The organism is Aliidiomarina halalkaliphila (assembly GCF_007096385.1).
Classification (GTDB): domain Bacteria; phylum Pseudomonadota; class Gammaproteobacteria; order Enterobacterales; family Alteromonadaceae; genus Aliidiomarina; species Aliidiomarina halalkaliphila.
Genome location: NZ_VJWL01000001.1, coordinates 171,912 through 187,515 on the forward strand (window position 1 = coordinate 171,912; position 15,604 = coordinate 187,515).

Sequence of the window (15,604 nt, forward strand, 5' to 3'; positions counted from 1 at the left end):
AAGGTCTAGCCTAAAAGCGTTACCCTTATCGATCTCGTTAACTGCCCCAGTTCGTGAAAATACCCACCGCTAATTCTGCCCAGAGATAAACAAATAACACGAGAAAGCCAATACCGATAATACCCCAGTGTTTGCGCGGTAGGCGTCTTGCCACGAGAATAAATACACTTGCGGTAACGAAGATAAGACTTCCCATAACGATAAAGTCGGTGAGATCCCAGTTAACTTCCTGGGTAAACTGCATCGCGACAAGCGGAATAAGCAACAATGCGCCTGTTGCAACAGCAATCCAGCCGAAAACGCGATTACTTAAAATAATGGAGGGTTTGTTGTTCATGAACTGAGCCTCGAATGAGTCTAGCACTTCTTGTTTTGCGGCACTTTTTTGCGGCAGGTAATGCGCGGTGATATTCCGCAGCATCTCGCCAATACCGCGCCTTTTTTTACAGCGAAAATTTGACCATTTTTATGATCTATCGTTCCGTCCATAAGTAACCTTAAATAGAGTGCTGTGCTCGTGTTCTGAATACTATATACCCAGTGAGTTATATTGGTTTTTATATAAGTTGTTATTTTTTTTAAATTTGCTACGGTGAATTTGGCTTGAGGCCATAACTAAAAAAGGGAGTTTTTATGAGATTAATCACATTTTTGTCTGGATTAGCGTTAGCCTTCGTATGTACTGTAGCATCGGCCGAAATAAGCACCGGTGATATTGTCATTCAATCGGATGCAGGAACCATTCAGGAGCTAAGCGAAAATGGACTTATTTTGCCTGTAGCCGCTTCGCGATTTCAGGAACTGGGCTTTACAAGCTCGGATCGTGTGACGGTCGAAGTAAAGCGCAGTGCAGAAACATTAAGTGCTGAGTTGCAGCGCTATGCCGTATTGAATGTTGATCCTAGCTCACCTCAGGAAGGGGATACGCGAACCTATCAGGGGGAACGTACTGAAGGGAGGTATATATATGAATATACAATTTCTTATATTTACGTTGTTGACGAAAATAGCTTCGGGCAGTGGATTGTGCTTGAGCAAAGTAAACGACTGATTGGTACAATCACCGAAGATCCCCAATAAATCGGAAACATAATCATATCCTCGGGCTTGAAGGTTATCTAAGTCGATTTCTTCGAGCCCGATAACATACATTAAGATTGCTCATTGGAAACCACTTTATTACGTCCTAGCTCTTTCGCTCTGTACATGCGGTGATCGGCTACTTTGTATAAAGCGTCATAGTCGTCACCGTCGACCCCGAATTGAGAGACACCAAAGCTTACGGTGAGATTGATCGTCCGGTCTTCAATAGTAAACAATTCGAACTCTATCATTTGCCGTAATCTCTCGGTCATAGTCACCGCATCATCTAGGGATGCATCGGGCAATATAATGGCGAACTCCTCACCACCGATACGGCCCAAGATATCGCTCGGACGTAAACTCTTTTTCACCAAGCCAACAAAGGCAATCAGAACCTGATCACCGATAGTGTGACCATGTTGGTCGTTGATTTGCTTGAAGTGGTCAAGATCTAAAGTAACAAATGAAAGTGGTGCGCCGGAACGCTTGCTGCGTTCCATTTCGATCTGCGCGCTATTCTCGAACCCGCGCCGATTTGCGCAGCTTGTTAGCGAGTCTGTGGCGGCAATAACCTCGAGCTCTTCATGGGCGTTTCGTAGTTTAAGCAAGGCATCGTCGGCGCGTTCCTTCTCTGCGCGGAGCTGCTCAAAGAGCTCGGCTTGGCTATATACTTTAGAGAAAGAGCCTGTGGTTAGAAATCCTTGGATTACGCTGTAACTGAGCGCCATAAAACCGACGGCGAATATCGCATGGGCAAGCCACCATTGGTGATTCCATGCAGTTCCTAACATAAACGCGATTGAAGATTGAGCAAAGAAAACAACCGAAATCGCGTATACCGTCATTAAAGGTGAGTTGATACGTCGCATGACGATGATCACCGCACAGCTCAACATAACGCCCATTGCAGCAAGCTCCATCAGCCAGCGCGAAGCTATTGCCCATGGGCTGAATGCTACAAGCGATACGATAATACTAATCACCACAAACACTGAAATTGCGGCCCACCAAAAACTGTTAGGTTTCAGTTCTAACGCTGATTCGTCGTCGCGACCATAGGATAAGAGACCGATGAGTAAACATATTGCCATCACCAAACGCGATGCGGGTCCAAAGAGAATAAAGAGCATCATGTGGTCGTCTGACAGGCGAGTGAATACGCCATGCCAGCCATAGACGAGCGTGAAACCCAAGAAACCGAGAGTTAGCCAATAGAGAAAAGTTTCTTTGCTGCGCAGATAACAATGAAACGTGACATAGGCGATTAGGGCACCTTGTAACAGCGAAACTCCAATCGCCACTTCATGGAAACCGTGATGTTCAAAGTGCAGTGTTGGGTCTTGGAAAAAGTGCACATACGCAATAGCGAATGCGGGAACGGCCGCTAAGGCGAGAAGTAGAAAGACAGCGTAAGCCTTACTTAGGGAACGAACAAACCTTTCGGATTCCGGTGATCTAGAAAACCTCATCATAATTCGTCTTATTCCTTAAGAAAGTCTGGATTGCCATTACTATGCAACTGCGAATGTTTTGGTTCATCAAGAATGACCTATAGACTCGGTATTAGCTAGTGTACGGGGCGATTAAAGGCAATTTATTTAGAAGCTTTAGGATTATTGTCGTTGTGCGATGAGGAGTCGGCATCGTTACCAAATTCGATAGCAAAGATAATTCCAAAGGGCGGGCCTACGGCTCGTAAGTTGTAATGAAACAGAATATAAGAAGTTTCCGTAATTTTCGTACAGCACCTATAGTAGGAGAAGAATATATTCAAGTCGGGTACTTCTGCCGAACTTGAGTACTCACTCACATTTACTGAGGTCACTTTGATGAGCACAATCGTTGCATTCAATTTAATTGCACTTGCTGGACTGATAGTCGCACTTTCTTTATGGGGTGTTGTAACGCCACGGGTGATTGTTACTTTTGTACGTTCCTTTATGCACCGGCCGATGGCGATCTGGGTGGCGATCGGAATACGGGTCTTGTTAGCACTCTTACTATGGTTGGCGGCACCGCTTTCCTATACGCCTACCTTGTTTATGCTGTTGGCGGCTATAGCACTGTTAGCAGCACTAGTGTTAGCGGTCGCGGGAAGCGATCGGGTGACTAAGATGATTGACCATATCTCTACCTGGCCTCAGCAGCGCATTCGATTGCTTTGTTTGTTCGGCGTGGTCTTTGGGTTATTCCTCATCTGGTCGCTATCACCGGTATGGATAACACATTAATAGTGGTTTGGTAGGGAGTGGTTATGAATCGGTTGGTTCTTGTCGTTTTATTAATGCTGTATTTGGGAAAGGCGATGGCCTGTTCTTGCGCATTTCATGAAGGAACACTCGAAGAAGCCGTGATGGATGCCTATCAAGGTGCTGTCGTCGTTGTTTTAGCCACCGCAGAACGTATTGAAAGGCTGGAACCGCGGGAAGGTGATGCATGGAATCAGGAGTTAGGCGCGCACCGAAGAACCTACCACGACCGGCAGAAAACGCACTTTGTAACCAAGCAAACATGGAAAGGTGATCATGGTCCGACGTTTACAACGGATATCGTCACTGCTTGTTGTTTGTGCGGATACGTCTTCAGGGAAGGGCAAACATACCTGCTTTATTTATACGGACCAAATGAAGACGGATATTTTAGTACCAGTACATGTTCTCGCACCAAGATTGCGAGTGACGACATTGACAAGGAACTAGAAATTCTCGACCTAATTCATCAAAAGTAAAAGGTGATTGGACACACGCCACGGCCAAAACAAATTTATGTCATCAGTGGATGTGAGGACATATGAAAAACGTAAGTGCGGTATTTGTAGCATCGACGGCGGTTTGTTGGGGTATCTCAGGTGGAATTGGCGCAATGCTGATGAATAACGGCTGGGATGCCTATGTGGTGTCCTGGTATCGAGGCGCGGTTGGCCTGTTGTTTGTGTTGCTATGGTTGCTGTTGCGGCCAAAGAGAAACGGGTTGGCCAACGCCCGGCTCTGGTTCTGGTCGGTGATTGCAGGGATAGGTGTCGCCGGTAATTTTTCGTTTTACTTTCTGAGTATCAATGAGGGGAGCGTCGCGGTTGCGGCGACACTCATGTACAGCGCGCCGATATTTGTGTATCTCGTTTCTTTTGCACTGAAGTTAGAGGTACCGACTTCTTTGAAGTGGGGAGCTATTGTGTTGGCAATGCTGGGCATCGTATTGCTTACACAGGTGTACGACATCGCAACGAGCGGATTAACCTTCATGGGTATAGGAGCAGGCTTACTGGCCGGCGTGTCATATGCTGTATTTATTTTTGGATTCAAATTTGCGGCGCCTCATGGCAGTCCGCAGGCTATTCTTTCTATCGCATTTGCTGTGCTCGTCGCACTTTTATTAATCCCTAGCAGTACCCATCAGGTGGCCGCTGCATGGGCATCAGACGACTGGCCGCTGTTTGTGCTATTAGGTGTACTTGGGGCGGGATTATCCTTTGTTTTATACATTATTGGGTTGAACTATACGTTGCCTGCAATAGCCTCAGTGATCGCTATGGTCGAGCCGGTAACCGCGTCGCTGTTTGGCGTATGGATTTTGGGAGAAGTGCTCAACGGCGTTCAGCTGATCGGTATGGTAGTTATTCTCTTTACCGTCACTGCTTTGAGTGTCAGATCGGATACACATTTAACCCGGCGTGGGTTGCCCTATCGGAGCTGAACAAAAAAGCTTGACTTGCTGTGCAAAGCGCATGAAAACTAGAGGGAAAATCAAGCTTGCTCACAACACAATAAAAACAAGGAAGATTGAATAATGAAAAGGTATTTAGGCATGGCGCTGGCAGCATTGGTATTGGGTGGCTGCGCATCGACAACAACAGATAGTACTTATACAGATTTGTCGGTCACTCAAGGTGAATTAAAACAGGATAAATGGAGCGACTTAAATCGATTCCCTCCACGTTATCCCGAGCAAGCCGTCATGCAGTCATCAGAGGGCTGCGCTACGGTGGAGTACGTGATCACCCCAGACAATGAGCTACACGACGTGCGCGTAGTTACGGCAACCAACCGGCTATTTGGCACTTCTGCTACGAATGTGGTTCAGAATTGGAATTGGTCTGATTTACCGAGCGGGATTATTAGCGAACCGGTAAAAACACAAACGCGGTTCGAATTCTGTTTTAATACGTCCGATCAACTATGCACTGGAGTTGAGCCAGTTAACGCATGTCCCGGCGATGATGTAATCTATTCGCGAGGCACCCGAATGTAGGTAGCGAGCGCCTATATAGTGGCCGTGAATAAATAGGATCTTAAAAAAATAATAAGGAGAAGAGCTTGGATATTAACGCGACCCAATACGGTATTTTTATATTGATAAGCGCATTGGTTATTTGCGTGGCTTCATACTATTTAGGACGTCGTAAAACAGAGACACCTAAACTTGCAGCTGGATTAGGATTCTTGTTAGGCCTCATCCCACTGCTCGGCATTATATATCTAGTCGTGCTCATGCTGAAAAAGGACATAACCTCAGGATCAGCTGCAAAAGCTTAGTCCGTTGCAGGCGATACGAATGACGCAATAATCGGGCAGGGTTGCTCACGGCTGTGTTCGCACTCGTGAGCGAGCTTTTCTAATGCGACTCGCGCTGATTGTAGTTGTGTGATTTGCTCATCAATGGCGGTAAGACGTTTGATTGCCAGTTCTCGTGCCTGATGATGGTGTTGTGACGCATCCATGGTAAGCAGCTGTTTGATCTCCTTCAGGGTAAAGCCGGCTGCTTGCGCGCTTTTGATAAACAGTACGCGCTGCAGATGAGTGTCGTTATATCGGCGCACTTTTCCGGTGGGCTCTGGAACCTCTAATAGCCCTTTGCGTTGATAAAAACGCAGTGTTTCCACGCCAACGGATGCATTTACTGCTAGTTTTCCAATAGTGAACATAAATTTTCCTTGACTCCGTACCATGGTACGGAGTTTATCCTTTTCTCTGATAGGTTCAACCTGAGGAGACAAATAATGGCCACAAACAAAAAACGCGCGGTGTTATACCGCATGATGACACCCAAACATCAATGCCCTTATGGTTTGAAAACACTGCATTTATTGCGGCAGTCGGGGTATGAGGTTGAGGATCGTCATCTCACGTCCCGTGAAGAGATTGACGCGTTCAAACAAAAGCATGATGTAAAAACAACGCCACAAGTATTTATCGAAGACCAACGCATCGGCGGCTATGAGGCAGTGCGCAAGCACTTGGGGAAACCGGTACGGGATCCCAATGCCACCAGTTACCGACCAGTCGCTGCATTATTTGCAATGACGGCACTGAGTGCTCTGGCGTTAAATAAAGGCATATACGGAAGCTGGATTTCGATACAGGCCATTGAGTGGTTTATTGCCTTATCGATGGTGGTGCTGGCGCTGTTAAAACTTCAGAATGTCGAGACCTTCTCGACCATGTTTTTAAACTATGATGTATTGGCAAAACGCTGGGTGCCTTATGGCTATGTGTACCCTTACGCAGAAGGGCTAGCAGGTGTATTGATGGTTGGCGGACTACTAAACTGGCTATCGATTCCTTTAGCGCTCTTTATCGGTACTGTGGGCGCAGTGTCTGTATTTAAAGCGGTTTACATCGATAAGCGTGAACTGAAATGCGCCTGTGTCGGCGGTGCCAACAACGTACCTCTCGGATTTATTTCACTCACCGAAAACCTGATGATGGTCGGTATGGGCTTGTGGATGTGGTATGCCCATGGGTGGTTTTAAAGAGGAGACCTTGGGTGCGATTGATACTTCCATGTTTGGAATATGAGGGCTCTTATCGCGATTATATTACTGAGCTTGGGAATGAGGAACGCTACCCATTCCCGCTCGATTTTGATCATGCGGATTTTCCAGCCATGCTCGCCAAGCTTGAGCAATTTCGTATGGGCGTAGACCTGCCGCAGGGTTTTGTGCCCTCGACGACCTATTGGTTGGTGGATCAGCAAGAGATGATTGGTGTTGCGAACCTACGGCATTATTTGAATGCCAGGATCGAGCGGGCCGGCGGACATATCGGTTTGGGTGTTCGACCGCGCGAGCGTGGCAAAGGATTAGGGGCCACCTTGCTGAGACTCACTTTGGAGCAAGCATGGGCACGGAGCATTCAACCTGTGCATGTGCATTGCTACAAACATAATCAGGCGTCTGCGCGCATGATTTTGGCCAACGGTGGAGTGCTTGATTCTGAAATTGAGGATGGGGGTGAAACCATTCAACGCTATATAATTAGCCCTTCGCGTTAGCAAAACGCGTGGCTTTTCGTATCGATTTAAGTATGATGCGCGCTTTCTTTCATAAAGTGTGAAGTAAAGTTTAGGTATGCAGTTAATTTCCCATTTGGTGCACAAATCCCTTGCTGAACATAACCTCATTTGTCCGCGCAGTGTGAATCACCTCCGAGTATTGGAGCGCCAAGCAGCGCGGGCTATTGTGCAACGTGATCAGAAACTTCTGATGATGTACACCGAGCGATATGACGATTTTAGCTTTCCCGGTGGCGGTATTGATCCTGCAGAAGGCCCTAAAACCGCTCTTGTACGCGAACTGAGCGAAGAAACCGGTGCCCGCGAGATTGAGGTTCAGGAGGCGTTTGGCAAAGTGACCGAGTTTGTTCCTACCTGGAAGAAAGACTGGGACGTGATGTACCAAACTTCTTTTTGGTACTTCTGCGCTATCGCACAGCAGCTCGGCAATAATCACTTAGAAGACTATGAACAAGCCAATGGCATGCACGCAATGTGGGTCACCCCAGACGAAGCGCTCCAGCATAACCGAAGGGTTATAGAGAAGAAGCCGAGTAGCATGGGGCTGAGTATCCATCGAGAAACCATAGTGCTTGAAAAGCTACGTGACACATTAATTGGCTAACATTAAATGGTCTTTTCGAAATGATGTGTTGACTTACTCTCAGAACAGCGTAGTCTAGGCCGCGTTGGTTAGTAAATATTTTTTAGATCTGCACTTCGTTACATATTATTCGTAATTACGTACGTCCTGTCGCTTTAAAAGTTTGTTATTTTCTCTCCGAATTCCGCCTTAAAAATTTAAGGCAAACTTATATTTAAATTTCAGGATATTAATTATGTCTAATACTGTAACTGGTACTGTAAAGTGGTTTAACGAAGCGAAAGGTTTTGGTTTTCTAGAGCAGCCAGGTGGCGCCGATGTGTTCGCACATTTCAGCGCAATTGCGAGCTCAGGATTCAAAACGCTTGCTGAAGGTCAACGTGTAGAATTTACCGTGACTCAGGGCGCTAAAGGCCCACAAGCTGAGAATATCGTAGCTCTTTAATGTTACGAGTGTGTAGTTTGCAACCACGCAAGTGATGCCAACTAAACACTAAAACATCAGAAAGCTCAAAAGCGCACCCATCGGGTGCGCTTTTTTTATGGGAATTTATACTTCAGCATTTCAATTACGCTCCGTCTTCGGCTTGCTCAATCATTAATTCCAAAAAATCGCTAATAGATCTATTCTGTATATCGCAACTAATTGTGATTCCTCTTTTAAATTACTTTGGCCGCTACAAGGTAGGGTCACGCTTATGACTGGAGATACAGTGGACGAGATACCTCATGGGAAAATTCGTGTCCTTCTACTTGAGGATGACGAAGTTCTGCGCGAGCGCTTTGCTCGCATTCTTTGCGATTGGGAAAACGCGGTTCTAGTGGCGGCGTGCGCGACCCTCAACGAGGCTCTGTCGGTAATCAAGGTGCAGGGTATTGATCTTCTGCTGACAGATCTAAGCTTGCCAGATGGTGATGGAACGGATGCTATTCGTCTGCTGCGTCGCATCAATCCAGACGCTGACAGTATGGTGATTTCTGTCCTGGCCGATAATCAAACTGTGCTAAGAGCCATTGAAGCGGGGGCTGTAGGTTATTTACTCAAAGATGCTACCCCGATTGAATTAGTGGAGTCTATTATAGCTTTGCGTGCTGGGTGCTCTCCGATTTCGCCATCCATTGCTCGTATTTTGGTTAATCGTATGAACACGCCGGCTCCCAGTGACGAGACCCCAACATTGACCGAGCGAGAAACGGAGGTATTACGGGGGATCGCCAAAGGTTTTACCTATATGGAGCTTGCTGAAATGTTGGGTATTTCTCGCCATACGGTACCTGTACATATCAAAAATATTTACCGAAAATTGGCAGCCCACAATCGCTCTGAAGCGGTATATGAAGCCCAGAAACGAGGGTTAATATGGCTGTAAAACGCCTGCGGTGGTTCGGGATTTTATGGGCGACCATCACTGTTTTGGCGAGCGTACCACTTTGGCTAACGCTTCCGGAACCTGAAGGTGCTCAAGTTATCACGACTGCCACACAGATCAGCGGCGAGGAACGACAGGAAATTACACTTCCGAAAAAGCGACAGGCACCTGGGAGCTGGGGACATTATCGTCTAGTACTCGATATTGATCACACTTCTCAACAGTACTTATATATCCCAGTTCTCAGTCAGCGAGCCACCATTGAATTGAATGGTATTCTCATTGATGACACTGGAAAGCGCACCACTATGTTAGGTCTGGCATCTGGAACATCGGCGATGGTAGCTCTGCCGCCCTCATTAATAAGCGAGGGCAGAAATATCGTTGATCTGCATATACAATCAGTCGGTCTAAGTCCTGCATATTTGGCGCGGGTTTATGTCGGTAGTATTGAACAACTAGGTTACCAGTATCGTTTACGGGTATTTCTCTTTGAATACTTAAAATTGATGGTTTTGGCAGCGCAGCTATTGATCGCGTTGGTCGTGCTGGTCGTGTGGTTATATCGGCCTCGAGATCGCTTGTTTGCTTGGTTGACCTTATTGTTACTACTCTCCATGGTCGCTTACTTGGGCCTGGCGCATGATTTGATCCCAAGCTTAGTTACGTGGATGCCGTACTTTAGCATGCTCGGTGGTTCAGCTGCGCTTATCATTGTCATTGTGGCGATGTTGATTACAGGGCATTCGCCGCCTCGGTTCTTACAATGGGCGGCATTTATCTTACCCGCTAGTAGTATTCTCTTGGCTCTGCTGGGCGTGGTGTCTACAAAACATTTAGTGCTTCTGATCAATATTCCCCTGAATATTATGTGCTTGTTAGTGAGTCTTGCCATTTTAATGTGGGCTGCATTGCGGTATCGCCATGAGGAGGCTTGGCTGCTTCTGTTTCCACTCCTCATGACGACAATAGCAAGCATTCATGACGTGCTTATCATTCTATCTATGTTGGATGGTCCGATCTTTCTATCTATTTACTATCGCCCACTGTTACTGATTGGCTTCGCGATCATTCTCATGCGTCGGCTCGGCATCAGTTTGACGCAATTGGATAGTGTAAACATCTATTTGAAAGAGCGACTTAACGCGCAAGAGCAGCAGCTTGCGCGACTGCATGCAGAGGAACAGCGGGAGGCCCATCAGCGAATCCTCAATGCTGAGCGGCAACGTCTTACGACCAACTTGCATGATGGTCTTAGTGGCCATTTAGCTTCCATCATTGCCTTATCGGAGCGTGGACAACCGGACCAGGTCGAGCATGCTGCCCGGGAAGCTCTGGACGACCTTCGCCTCGTGATTCACTCCCTCGATGTTGATGACCGCGGATTGCCGCTTGCTCTGGATGGGCTGCGCGAGCGGCTTTGCCGCCAATTCAAACGTTTAGGTATCACGCTCGATTGGTCTATGGCTCGTTTACCGGAAATTTCTGGCGTCACTCCTTCTCAGGCATTGAATGTATTACGCATTCTGCAAGAAGCGGCCACCAATGCGATCAAGCATGGCAAGGCGACCAGAATCACGGTGAGAGGTGATACAGACAGTAGTGGGCAAGCCTGTATCACAATGGAAAATAATGGAGTACCTTGCTCAAAGAGCCCTAAACAAGTTGGCTGCGGATTAAAAAACATACACCAACGCATTCACCAGCTCGGAGGGGATGTATTTATTGAGCCCCTCGATAATGGTACGCGCCTTACTTTACTACTCCCGTTGCACCTACCGCTATTAGGTGACGGAGATGGGTGCTATGTCCCATTGTGAGTAAAAGTGATTAACTTTGTTGTTTAAGGAAATCCATCACTAAAGCTGTGAGATCGGGCGCGAGGTGTATGATTTGTCGTCTCATAATTTTCTCTTCAGTGGGATAATTCACCCCCTTCGCACGCATGGCCGCGAGCACACGTTGCTCACGAGTCCCTCGGAATGCGCTAGGCTCTGATAATATACCCAGAACTAGAGTATCAGAGGTAACACGGATATCCTGAGATTTTCCGAAAAAGCCACCAACAACAGGAAGTCGTCTAAACCCAACTTGCCCGCTGCTATTATATTTTTGGCTACCACTGGAAATAGTGCCTAAAACTACGGGTTTTCCATAGGGAAAATAGCCAGCAACCGTAAACGTATTACTTGATACATCGAGTATTTGGGCATTCTGCGAAGGTTCTAGAGCATTGATGGAGCTCAGTTCGAAGGTCAGTCTCAACTTTACATTCTCCGGTGTAGCTACTTCAGGTGTCATGCTCAGCATCATTCCAATTTCCGCTGTGAAATCATCCGTATAGCCTTCGGAGTTATATAAAATTGTGAGATTGGTGCCTTCGCGAATCTCTGAGTTTTCGCCCAAAGAAGTAATGATCGAAGGTGCTGCGTTCACATAGAAACTGCTATTAACGTTTTGTGGTGTTAGGCGAACGGCGTACTGAATTTCAGGTACGGAAAGCGATACCTCGGTCAGAATGCTACTGTCTCCAGGCTTTACCCATTCAAAGGTTTTTTCTGCGCCTAATTTTACCGATAATTCATTAAAGAAATCCGTTCCCCGTGTCACGTTATCAGAGGAATAACGGCGCACAAAGTAGACCTTGGCGACAATGTTTAGATCTTGACAGACTTTCTCTTCACTATTGCTTTCACAAATAAGGTCCTCGTCCGCTAGTCGTTCCGCGTGTCGCACTGCCGGTGACATCATCGGTAAAGAGTAAGATTCATCACTTGGCATGTAGACAGACCGAATGAACTGGCTTACGAGATCATCATCCTGTTTAATTGCAGATTGCATGGCATGAAATAGTGTAAACGCCACCGTTTCATCACCATTGCGTAAAGCGGCTATTGCCGCCAAAGCCCAGTACATACTCCGATCGTCAATCAGAGCGGCATTCAAAAATGCAACCTGCGCCTCAGAGAAGTTCCCTAAATTTAATTCAGCTAGGCCTAGCCCCACATAGGAAGGCGCATGATCACGGGCGAAACGCGCCGCACTAGAGAAGGCCGCTCGGGCAAAAACTGTTTTATGAGTGTCCAAAAACTCTCCTTCCAACATTTCAAGCCCATATTGGAAATGCCCTTTCCAGTCATAGCCCAGATTTTGGAAAGGTTCCAACCTCGTCTCGATACGAGGGACGCCACCGAAAGGAAGCCCACCTGAGCATCCAGGTAATAGAAAAAGTATCATTAGTGCCGATAACAAAAAGAAACGAGCGTGCCAAACGGCAGCTCGTTTGATGGTTTTGATTGTGGTCATAAACTTCATTCCAGACGCGTTAGGAAGAGCATGCTTTTTGCCATTGCTGAGCTGTTTCAATCATGTCTCCATAATCTCCAAGCAAAGAAATCACTCGGTCAGCTAGTTTTGCTTTCAGATCTTGCATTTTCTTCTCTTTCATATCGGATACATCCGCTAGGTAACCGAAGGGAGCTGGAATGGTTTGAGTACCAAAGCCAACGTACTTCCAATCGTTGTTATAATTGAATCGGGCTCCAACTTTAACGGTAATTTTATCCGTATGAACTCTCATATCTTCAATACATAATCTGGCTTTCACACTTCCGCTCACAGGAACCGTCACGGGGCAGACTCGACCGCCAGAGGTATCGCTAATGATGTACTGAAACAGATTCAACTTGGTCCAGTTATTGTCACTGAATTTGAAGTAGGAGTTGTACGAGAGATCGATACCCGTGAGTTGTCCGAGTAGCAAGGGCTGGCCGTTGAGCTTGGTATCATGAACGGGTTTTTCTGGGTATTCCGGTAACATGCGGAGGTCTACTTTGAGTTGGATGGTGCGGGTGTAAGTACCGGCAAATTGATGTTTTTTCGACGCATGTAGGAAGAAAAGGGGATAGCCATCTTTTCGAATGTCGTTCAGTTTATTCTGCTTGTCTTGCAAATCAGCGAGCAGTTGTACTAGCTTACATGCGGTTCGCTTCGTGTCCTTGTAATTCGATTTGGCACTAGAACCCGCTTGATCAAGGTAGGCAGAAAGCGCAGTATCCTCAGTGGATTGAGCACACCGCATGATGGCTAAATCGAGCCTAGTGTTTTTTTCATTGAGAGCGGCCTGAGCTAACTCTACTGCATTGCTCATGGTGTTAGTAACTTTAGGGGGGAGCGAGTTTTGAATCTGGCCTTCTTTCAGTAATTTGGTACGCGCGGCGAGATCATAGCCTGTTGTGATCAAGTTGTGCGCTTCTTTGGCATTCTTGTTGAGGTTATCGAAAGCACTGAAATGATTTTTAGAGTAGTCAGACGAGGTACTCTTCGCGTGCTCATCTTTGAAACCCTTTTCCTGTGATGAAACGTTTTTAGAGAAACCTTCAACCTTCGCCTTAACGTCGTCTATCTTGCAGCTTACTGCTGCATGCACCGTCGGAGATGCTAATCCAGTCGCTAGCGCCAACGTTAAAAGCGCTATGGGTGGCTTCCAGTATCCGAAATTATTTTTGTTTTTGTTCATCGTGCTTCCCTCCGTAAACGAAATTTGGTGTCAGCCACCAACGTAGCGAAGGTGTCCATGATGAAGTATTGAAGTTATCTGGGATTCGGGATATACCATGAACAGGGTATATGGTCCGATCATTCAGCAATGTACAGAGTTCGTCATGTCGTTTTTCCCTTCCCTTCAAGAGAACGCCCACCGAGTCGATGTCTTTTCGAACTCTCCGTGCGGCAACGAGCCGTTGATGGCGTTTCATGATAGCCTCTATGCAGAGCGATTACAGACCACCTTGAACCGGTCCACTGAAGAACGCGCGGCAGCTAACCTTCAAGCCATTGGTGATGATAATTATCAGCGCTTTATTCAAAACTTGCGTGGTAAGAGAAAGGATTAAGGTCCCAGTACGCTGCACTTAGGCAATAACTGACCTAAAGTAAGTAGCCAAAACGATAGGAGGAAAAATCCAATGAGCAGCACCAAGTTGTTTTTGACTAAGTTTAATCAAGCGTGGGCAGATAATGACATCGATACCATCGTTAACGGTGTGACTGATGATATTCACTTTCGCATGGCAAGCGATGATTCTGGTGTTCGCGGCAAAGATGCATTTAAAGCCTGGCTAAAAGACATGCTGATCGCCGACACAGAAATGGAAGTGATCAACGAACGCTTGATTATGAGTGGTGACGAGGCAGTTTTAAGTGGTCGCATCAAGATGATTGAGCAGGATGGCACGCGCAAACAATTCACCTTCTGCGATTTGTATACCTTGCGCGATGGCAAGGTCGCAGAGTTAGTATCCTATGTGATGAATTGCTCTGATTCGTGATCATGAGTCAGCATGGCACATACAGTATTGCTCGGCGGTTAAGGGATAGTACTTTGCGCGCCTCGGAACCATTCGCATGTCTCTGATCCGCGTGATACTGCTCACGACCTTGGCAATGCTCGCCTTTGCTGCCAATTCGCTTCTCTGCCGGGCAGCACTTCTACATACCGATATCGATGCCGCGAGCTTCACCACGATTCGACTCATGTCAGGCGCTTTAGTGCTTTGGTTTATCGTGCAGCTTCGAAGCGGTATTGGGCTAGGTGCGGGTAACTGGCCTTCCGCCTTTGCATTGTTTGTGTATGCCGCCGGTTTTTCCTTTGCGTATATTACGCTCTCTGCTGCCACTGGGGCTTTGCTGCTGTTCGGCGCCGTGCAAGTAACCATGATTGGCTACGGACTATGGGCAGGGGAACGATTCCGAGCCCTGCAAATGGTGGGCTTTGCTCTCGCCTTTGGTGGCTTAGTCGGTTTGTTACTGCCAGGGCTTTCCTCGCCACCGTTGTTTGGTTCACTGTTGATGCTGGCGGCAGGCGTGGGCTGGGGCATTTATTCATTGCGCGGCAGCGACGGTGGGGATCCAACGCGTGTTACCGCTGGCAATTTCTTGCGTGCGGTGCCGATGGCCGCCATCGTAAGCGTGTTGATGCTCGGTGGGATGTCGATGGATATCACCGGTGTGATTTATGCAATTGCGTCTGGTGCTCTCGCCTCCGGTGTAGGGTACGCGATTTGGTACACGGCACTGCCCGCATTGCGAGCATCAAGCGCCGCCACAGTGCAACTTAGTGTGCCCGTTATTACTGCCATTGGCGGCGTTATACTCCTTTCAGAGCCAATCACCTTGCGCCTTATCGTAACCTCAGCCGCTATTCTCGGGGGCGTCGCTCTGGTGATATGGCAGCGGGGGCAAGATTTAACTAACCGTAGAATAAATATCTCATAAC

The 15,604-nt window shown here is 47.1% G+C and carries 19 protein-coding genes; 14 read left to right on the forward strand and 5 right to left on the reverse strand.

All coding sequences use genetic code 11. From position 1 onward, the window contains the following. Positions 1-37: 37 nt before the first annotated feature. A complete protein-coding gene (locus FM042_RS00825) occupies positions 38-337 on the reverse strand; it encodes a hypothetical protein (RefSeq protein ID WP_221931483.1) in 300 nt (99 codons plus the stop codon). 296 nt (positions 338-633) lie between these two features. On the opposite strand from FM042_RS00825, the gene FM042_RS00830 reads away from it, so the two are divergent. Beyond that, positions 634-1,080 carry a hypothetical protein gene (locus tag FM042_RS00830; protein WP_143233863.1) on the forward strand — a complete coding sequence of 149 codons (447 nt, stop codon included), beginning with the start codon at positions 634-636 and terminating at the stop codon, positions 1,078-1,080. A 71-nt stretch (positions 1,081-1,151) separates the two neighbouring features. Here the strand turns inward: FM042_RS00830 and FM042_RS00835 are convergent, their stop codons facing one another. Next, the gene (locus FM042_RS00835) at positions 1,152-2,555 is read right to left on the reverse strand and encodes a sensor domain-containing diguanylate cyclase (RefSeq protein WP_143233864.1); all 1,404 of its coding nucleotides are present in this window, start codon (positions 2,553-2,555) and stop codon (positions 1,152-1,154) included. 357 nt (positions 2,556-2,912) lie between these two features. Between FM042_RS00835 and FM042_RS00840 the strand changes: the two genes are divergently transcribed. The 4 genes from FM042_RS00840 (at position 2,913) to FM042_RS00855 (ending at position 5,331) form a co-directional block, all read left to right on the forward strand. Further along, positions 2,913-3,314: a hypothetical protein gene (locus tag FM042_RS00840; RefSeq protein ID WP_143233865.1), complete on the forward strand. Its 402-nt coding sequence runs from the start codon at positions 2,913-2,915 to the stop codon at positions 3,312-3,314. A gap of 23 nt (positions 3,315-3,337) precedes the next feature. Next, a complete protein-coding gene (locus tag FM042_RS00845; protein WP_143233866.1) occupies positions 3,338-3,811 on the forward strand; it encodes a hypothetical protein in 474 nt (157 codons plus the stop codon). Between the two features lie 62 nt (positions 3,812-3,873). Continuing rightward, positions 3,874-4,776: a DMT family transporter gene (locus FM042_RS00850; RefSeq protein ID WP_143233867.1), complete on the forward strand. Its 903-nt coding sequence runs from the start codon at positions 3,874-3,876 to the stop codon at positions 4,774-4,776. A gap of 93 nt (positions 4,777-4,869) precedes the next feature. Beyond that, positions 4,870-5,331, forward strand: coding sequence for a TonB family protein (locus tag FM042_RS00855; RefSeq protein ID WP_143233868.1), 462 nt, complete (start codon positions 4,870-4,872; stop codon positions 5,329-5,331). 280 nt (positions 5,332-5,611) lie between these two features. Here FM042_RS00855 and FM042_RS00865 read toward each other — a convergent pair whose 3' ends face one another. Next, positions 5,612-6,004, reverse strand: coding sequence for a MerR family transcriptional regulator (locus FM042_RS00865; protein ID WP_221931484.1), 393 nt, complete (start codon positions 6,002-6,004; stop codon positions 5,612-5,614). A 75-nt stretch (positions 6,005-6,079) separates the two neighbouring features. On the opposite strand from FM042_RS00865, the gene FM042_RS00870 reads away from it, so the two are divergent. The 6 genes from FM042_RS00870 (at position 6,080) to FM042_RS00895 (ending at position 11,147) form a co-directional block, all read left to right on the forward strand. Continuing rightward, positions 6,080-6,832 carry a glutaredoxin gene (locus FM042_RS00870; protein ID WP_143233871.1) on the forward strand — a complete coding sequence of 251 codons (753 nt, stop codon included), beginning with the start codon at positions 6,080-6,082 and terminating at the stop codon, positions 6,830-6,832. Positions 6,833-6,846: 14 nt separating this feature from the next. Then, positions 6,847-7,353 (forward strand): GNAT family N-acetyltransferase, encoded by a 507-nt coding sequence (locus FM042_RS00875; RefSeq protein WP_232366314.1) that lies wholly within the window; start codon positions 6,847-6,849, stop codon positions 7,351-7,353. 76 nt (positions 7,354-7,429) lie between these two features. Continuing rightward, positions 7,430-7,978, forward strand: coding sequence for an NUDIX domain-containing protein (locus tag FM042_RS00880; RefSeq protein WP_143233873.1), 549 nt, complete (start codon positions 7,430-7,432; stop codon positions 7,976-7,978). A 214-nt stretch (positions 7,979-8,192) separates the two neighbouring features. Next, on the forward strand, positions 8,193-8,402 hold the full coding sequence (locus FM042_RS00885; RefSeq protein WP_143233874.1) for a cold-shock protein: 210 nt from the start codon (positions 8,193-8,195) through the stop codon (positions 8,400-8,402). A 253-nt stretch (positions 8,403-8,655) separates the two neighbouring features. Next, the gene (locus FM042_RS00890; RefSeq protein ID WP_143233875.1) at positions 8,656-9,327 is read left to right on the forward strand and encodes a response regulator; all 672 of its coding nucleotides are present in this window, start codon (positions 8,656-8,658) and stop codon (positions 9,325-9,327) included. Further along, positions 9,318-11,147, forward strand: coding sequence for a sensor histidine kinase (locus tag FM042_RS00895; protein ID WP_143233876.1), 1,830 nt, complete (start codon positions 9,318-9,320; stop codon positions 11,145-11,147). The genes FM042_RS00890 and FM042_RS00895 overlap by 10 nt, the downstream gene beginning before the upstream one ends. Before the next feature lie 10 nt (positions 11,148-11,157). On the opposite strand, the gene FM042_RS00900 is transcribed toward FM042_RS00895, so the two are convergent. Further along, positions 11,158-12,693, reverse strand: a complete 1,536-nt coding sequence (locus tag FM042_RS00900) for a type II and III secretion system protein (protein WP_143233877.1) — start codon at positions 12,691-12,693, stop codon at positions 11,158-11,160. Further along, on the reverse strand, positions 12,653-13,846 hold the full coding sequence (locus FM042_RS00905; protein WP_143233878.1) for a hypothetical protein: 1,194 nt from the start codon (positions 13,844-13,846) through the stop codon (positions 12,653-12,655). Before FM042_RS00905 ends, FM042_RS00900 begins: the two co-directional genes overlap by 41 nt. A 226-nt stretch (positions 13,847-14,072) precedes the next feature. Between FM042_RS00905 and FM042_RS11830 the strand changes: the two genes are divergently transcribed. The 3 genes from FM042_RS11830 to FM042_RS00915 all read left to right on the forward strand — a co-directional run bounded on the left by FM042_RS11830 (position 14,073) and on the right by FM042_RS00915 (position 15,603). Next, entirely contained in the window at positions 14,073-14,222 is a 150-nt protein-coding gene (locus tag FM042_RS11830) for a hypothetical protein (protein ID WP_185960657.1), read from the forward strand. Positions 14,223-14,294: 72 nt separating this feature from the next. Then, positions 14,295-14,657: a nuclear transport factor 2 family protein gene (locus tag FM042_RS00910; RefSeq protein ID WP_143233879.1), complete on the forward strand. Its 363-nt coding sequence runs from the start codon at positions 14,295-14,297 to the stop codon at positions 14,655-14,657. A gap of 76 nt (positions 14,658-14,733) precedes the next feature. Continuing rightward, a complete protein-coding gene (locus FM042_RS00915) occupies positions 14,734-15,603 on the forward strand; it encodes a DMT family transporter (RefSeq protein WP_143233880.1) in 870 nt (289 codons plus the stop codon). Position 15,604: the final 1 nt, after the last annotated feature.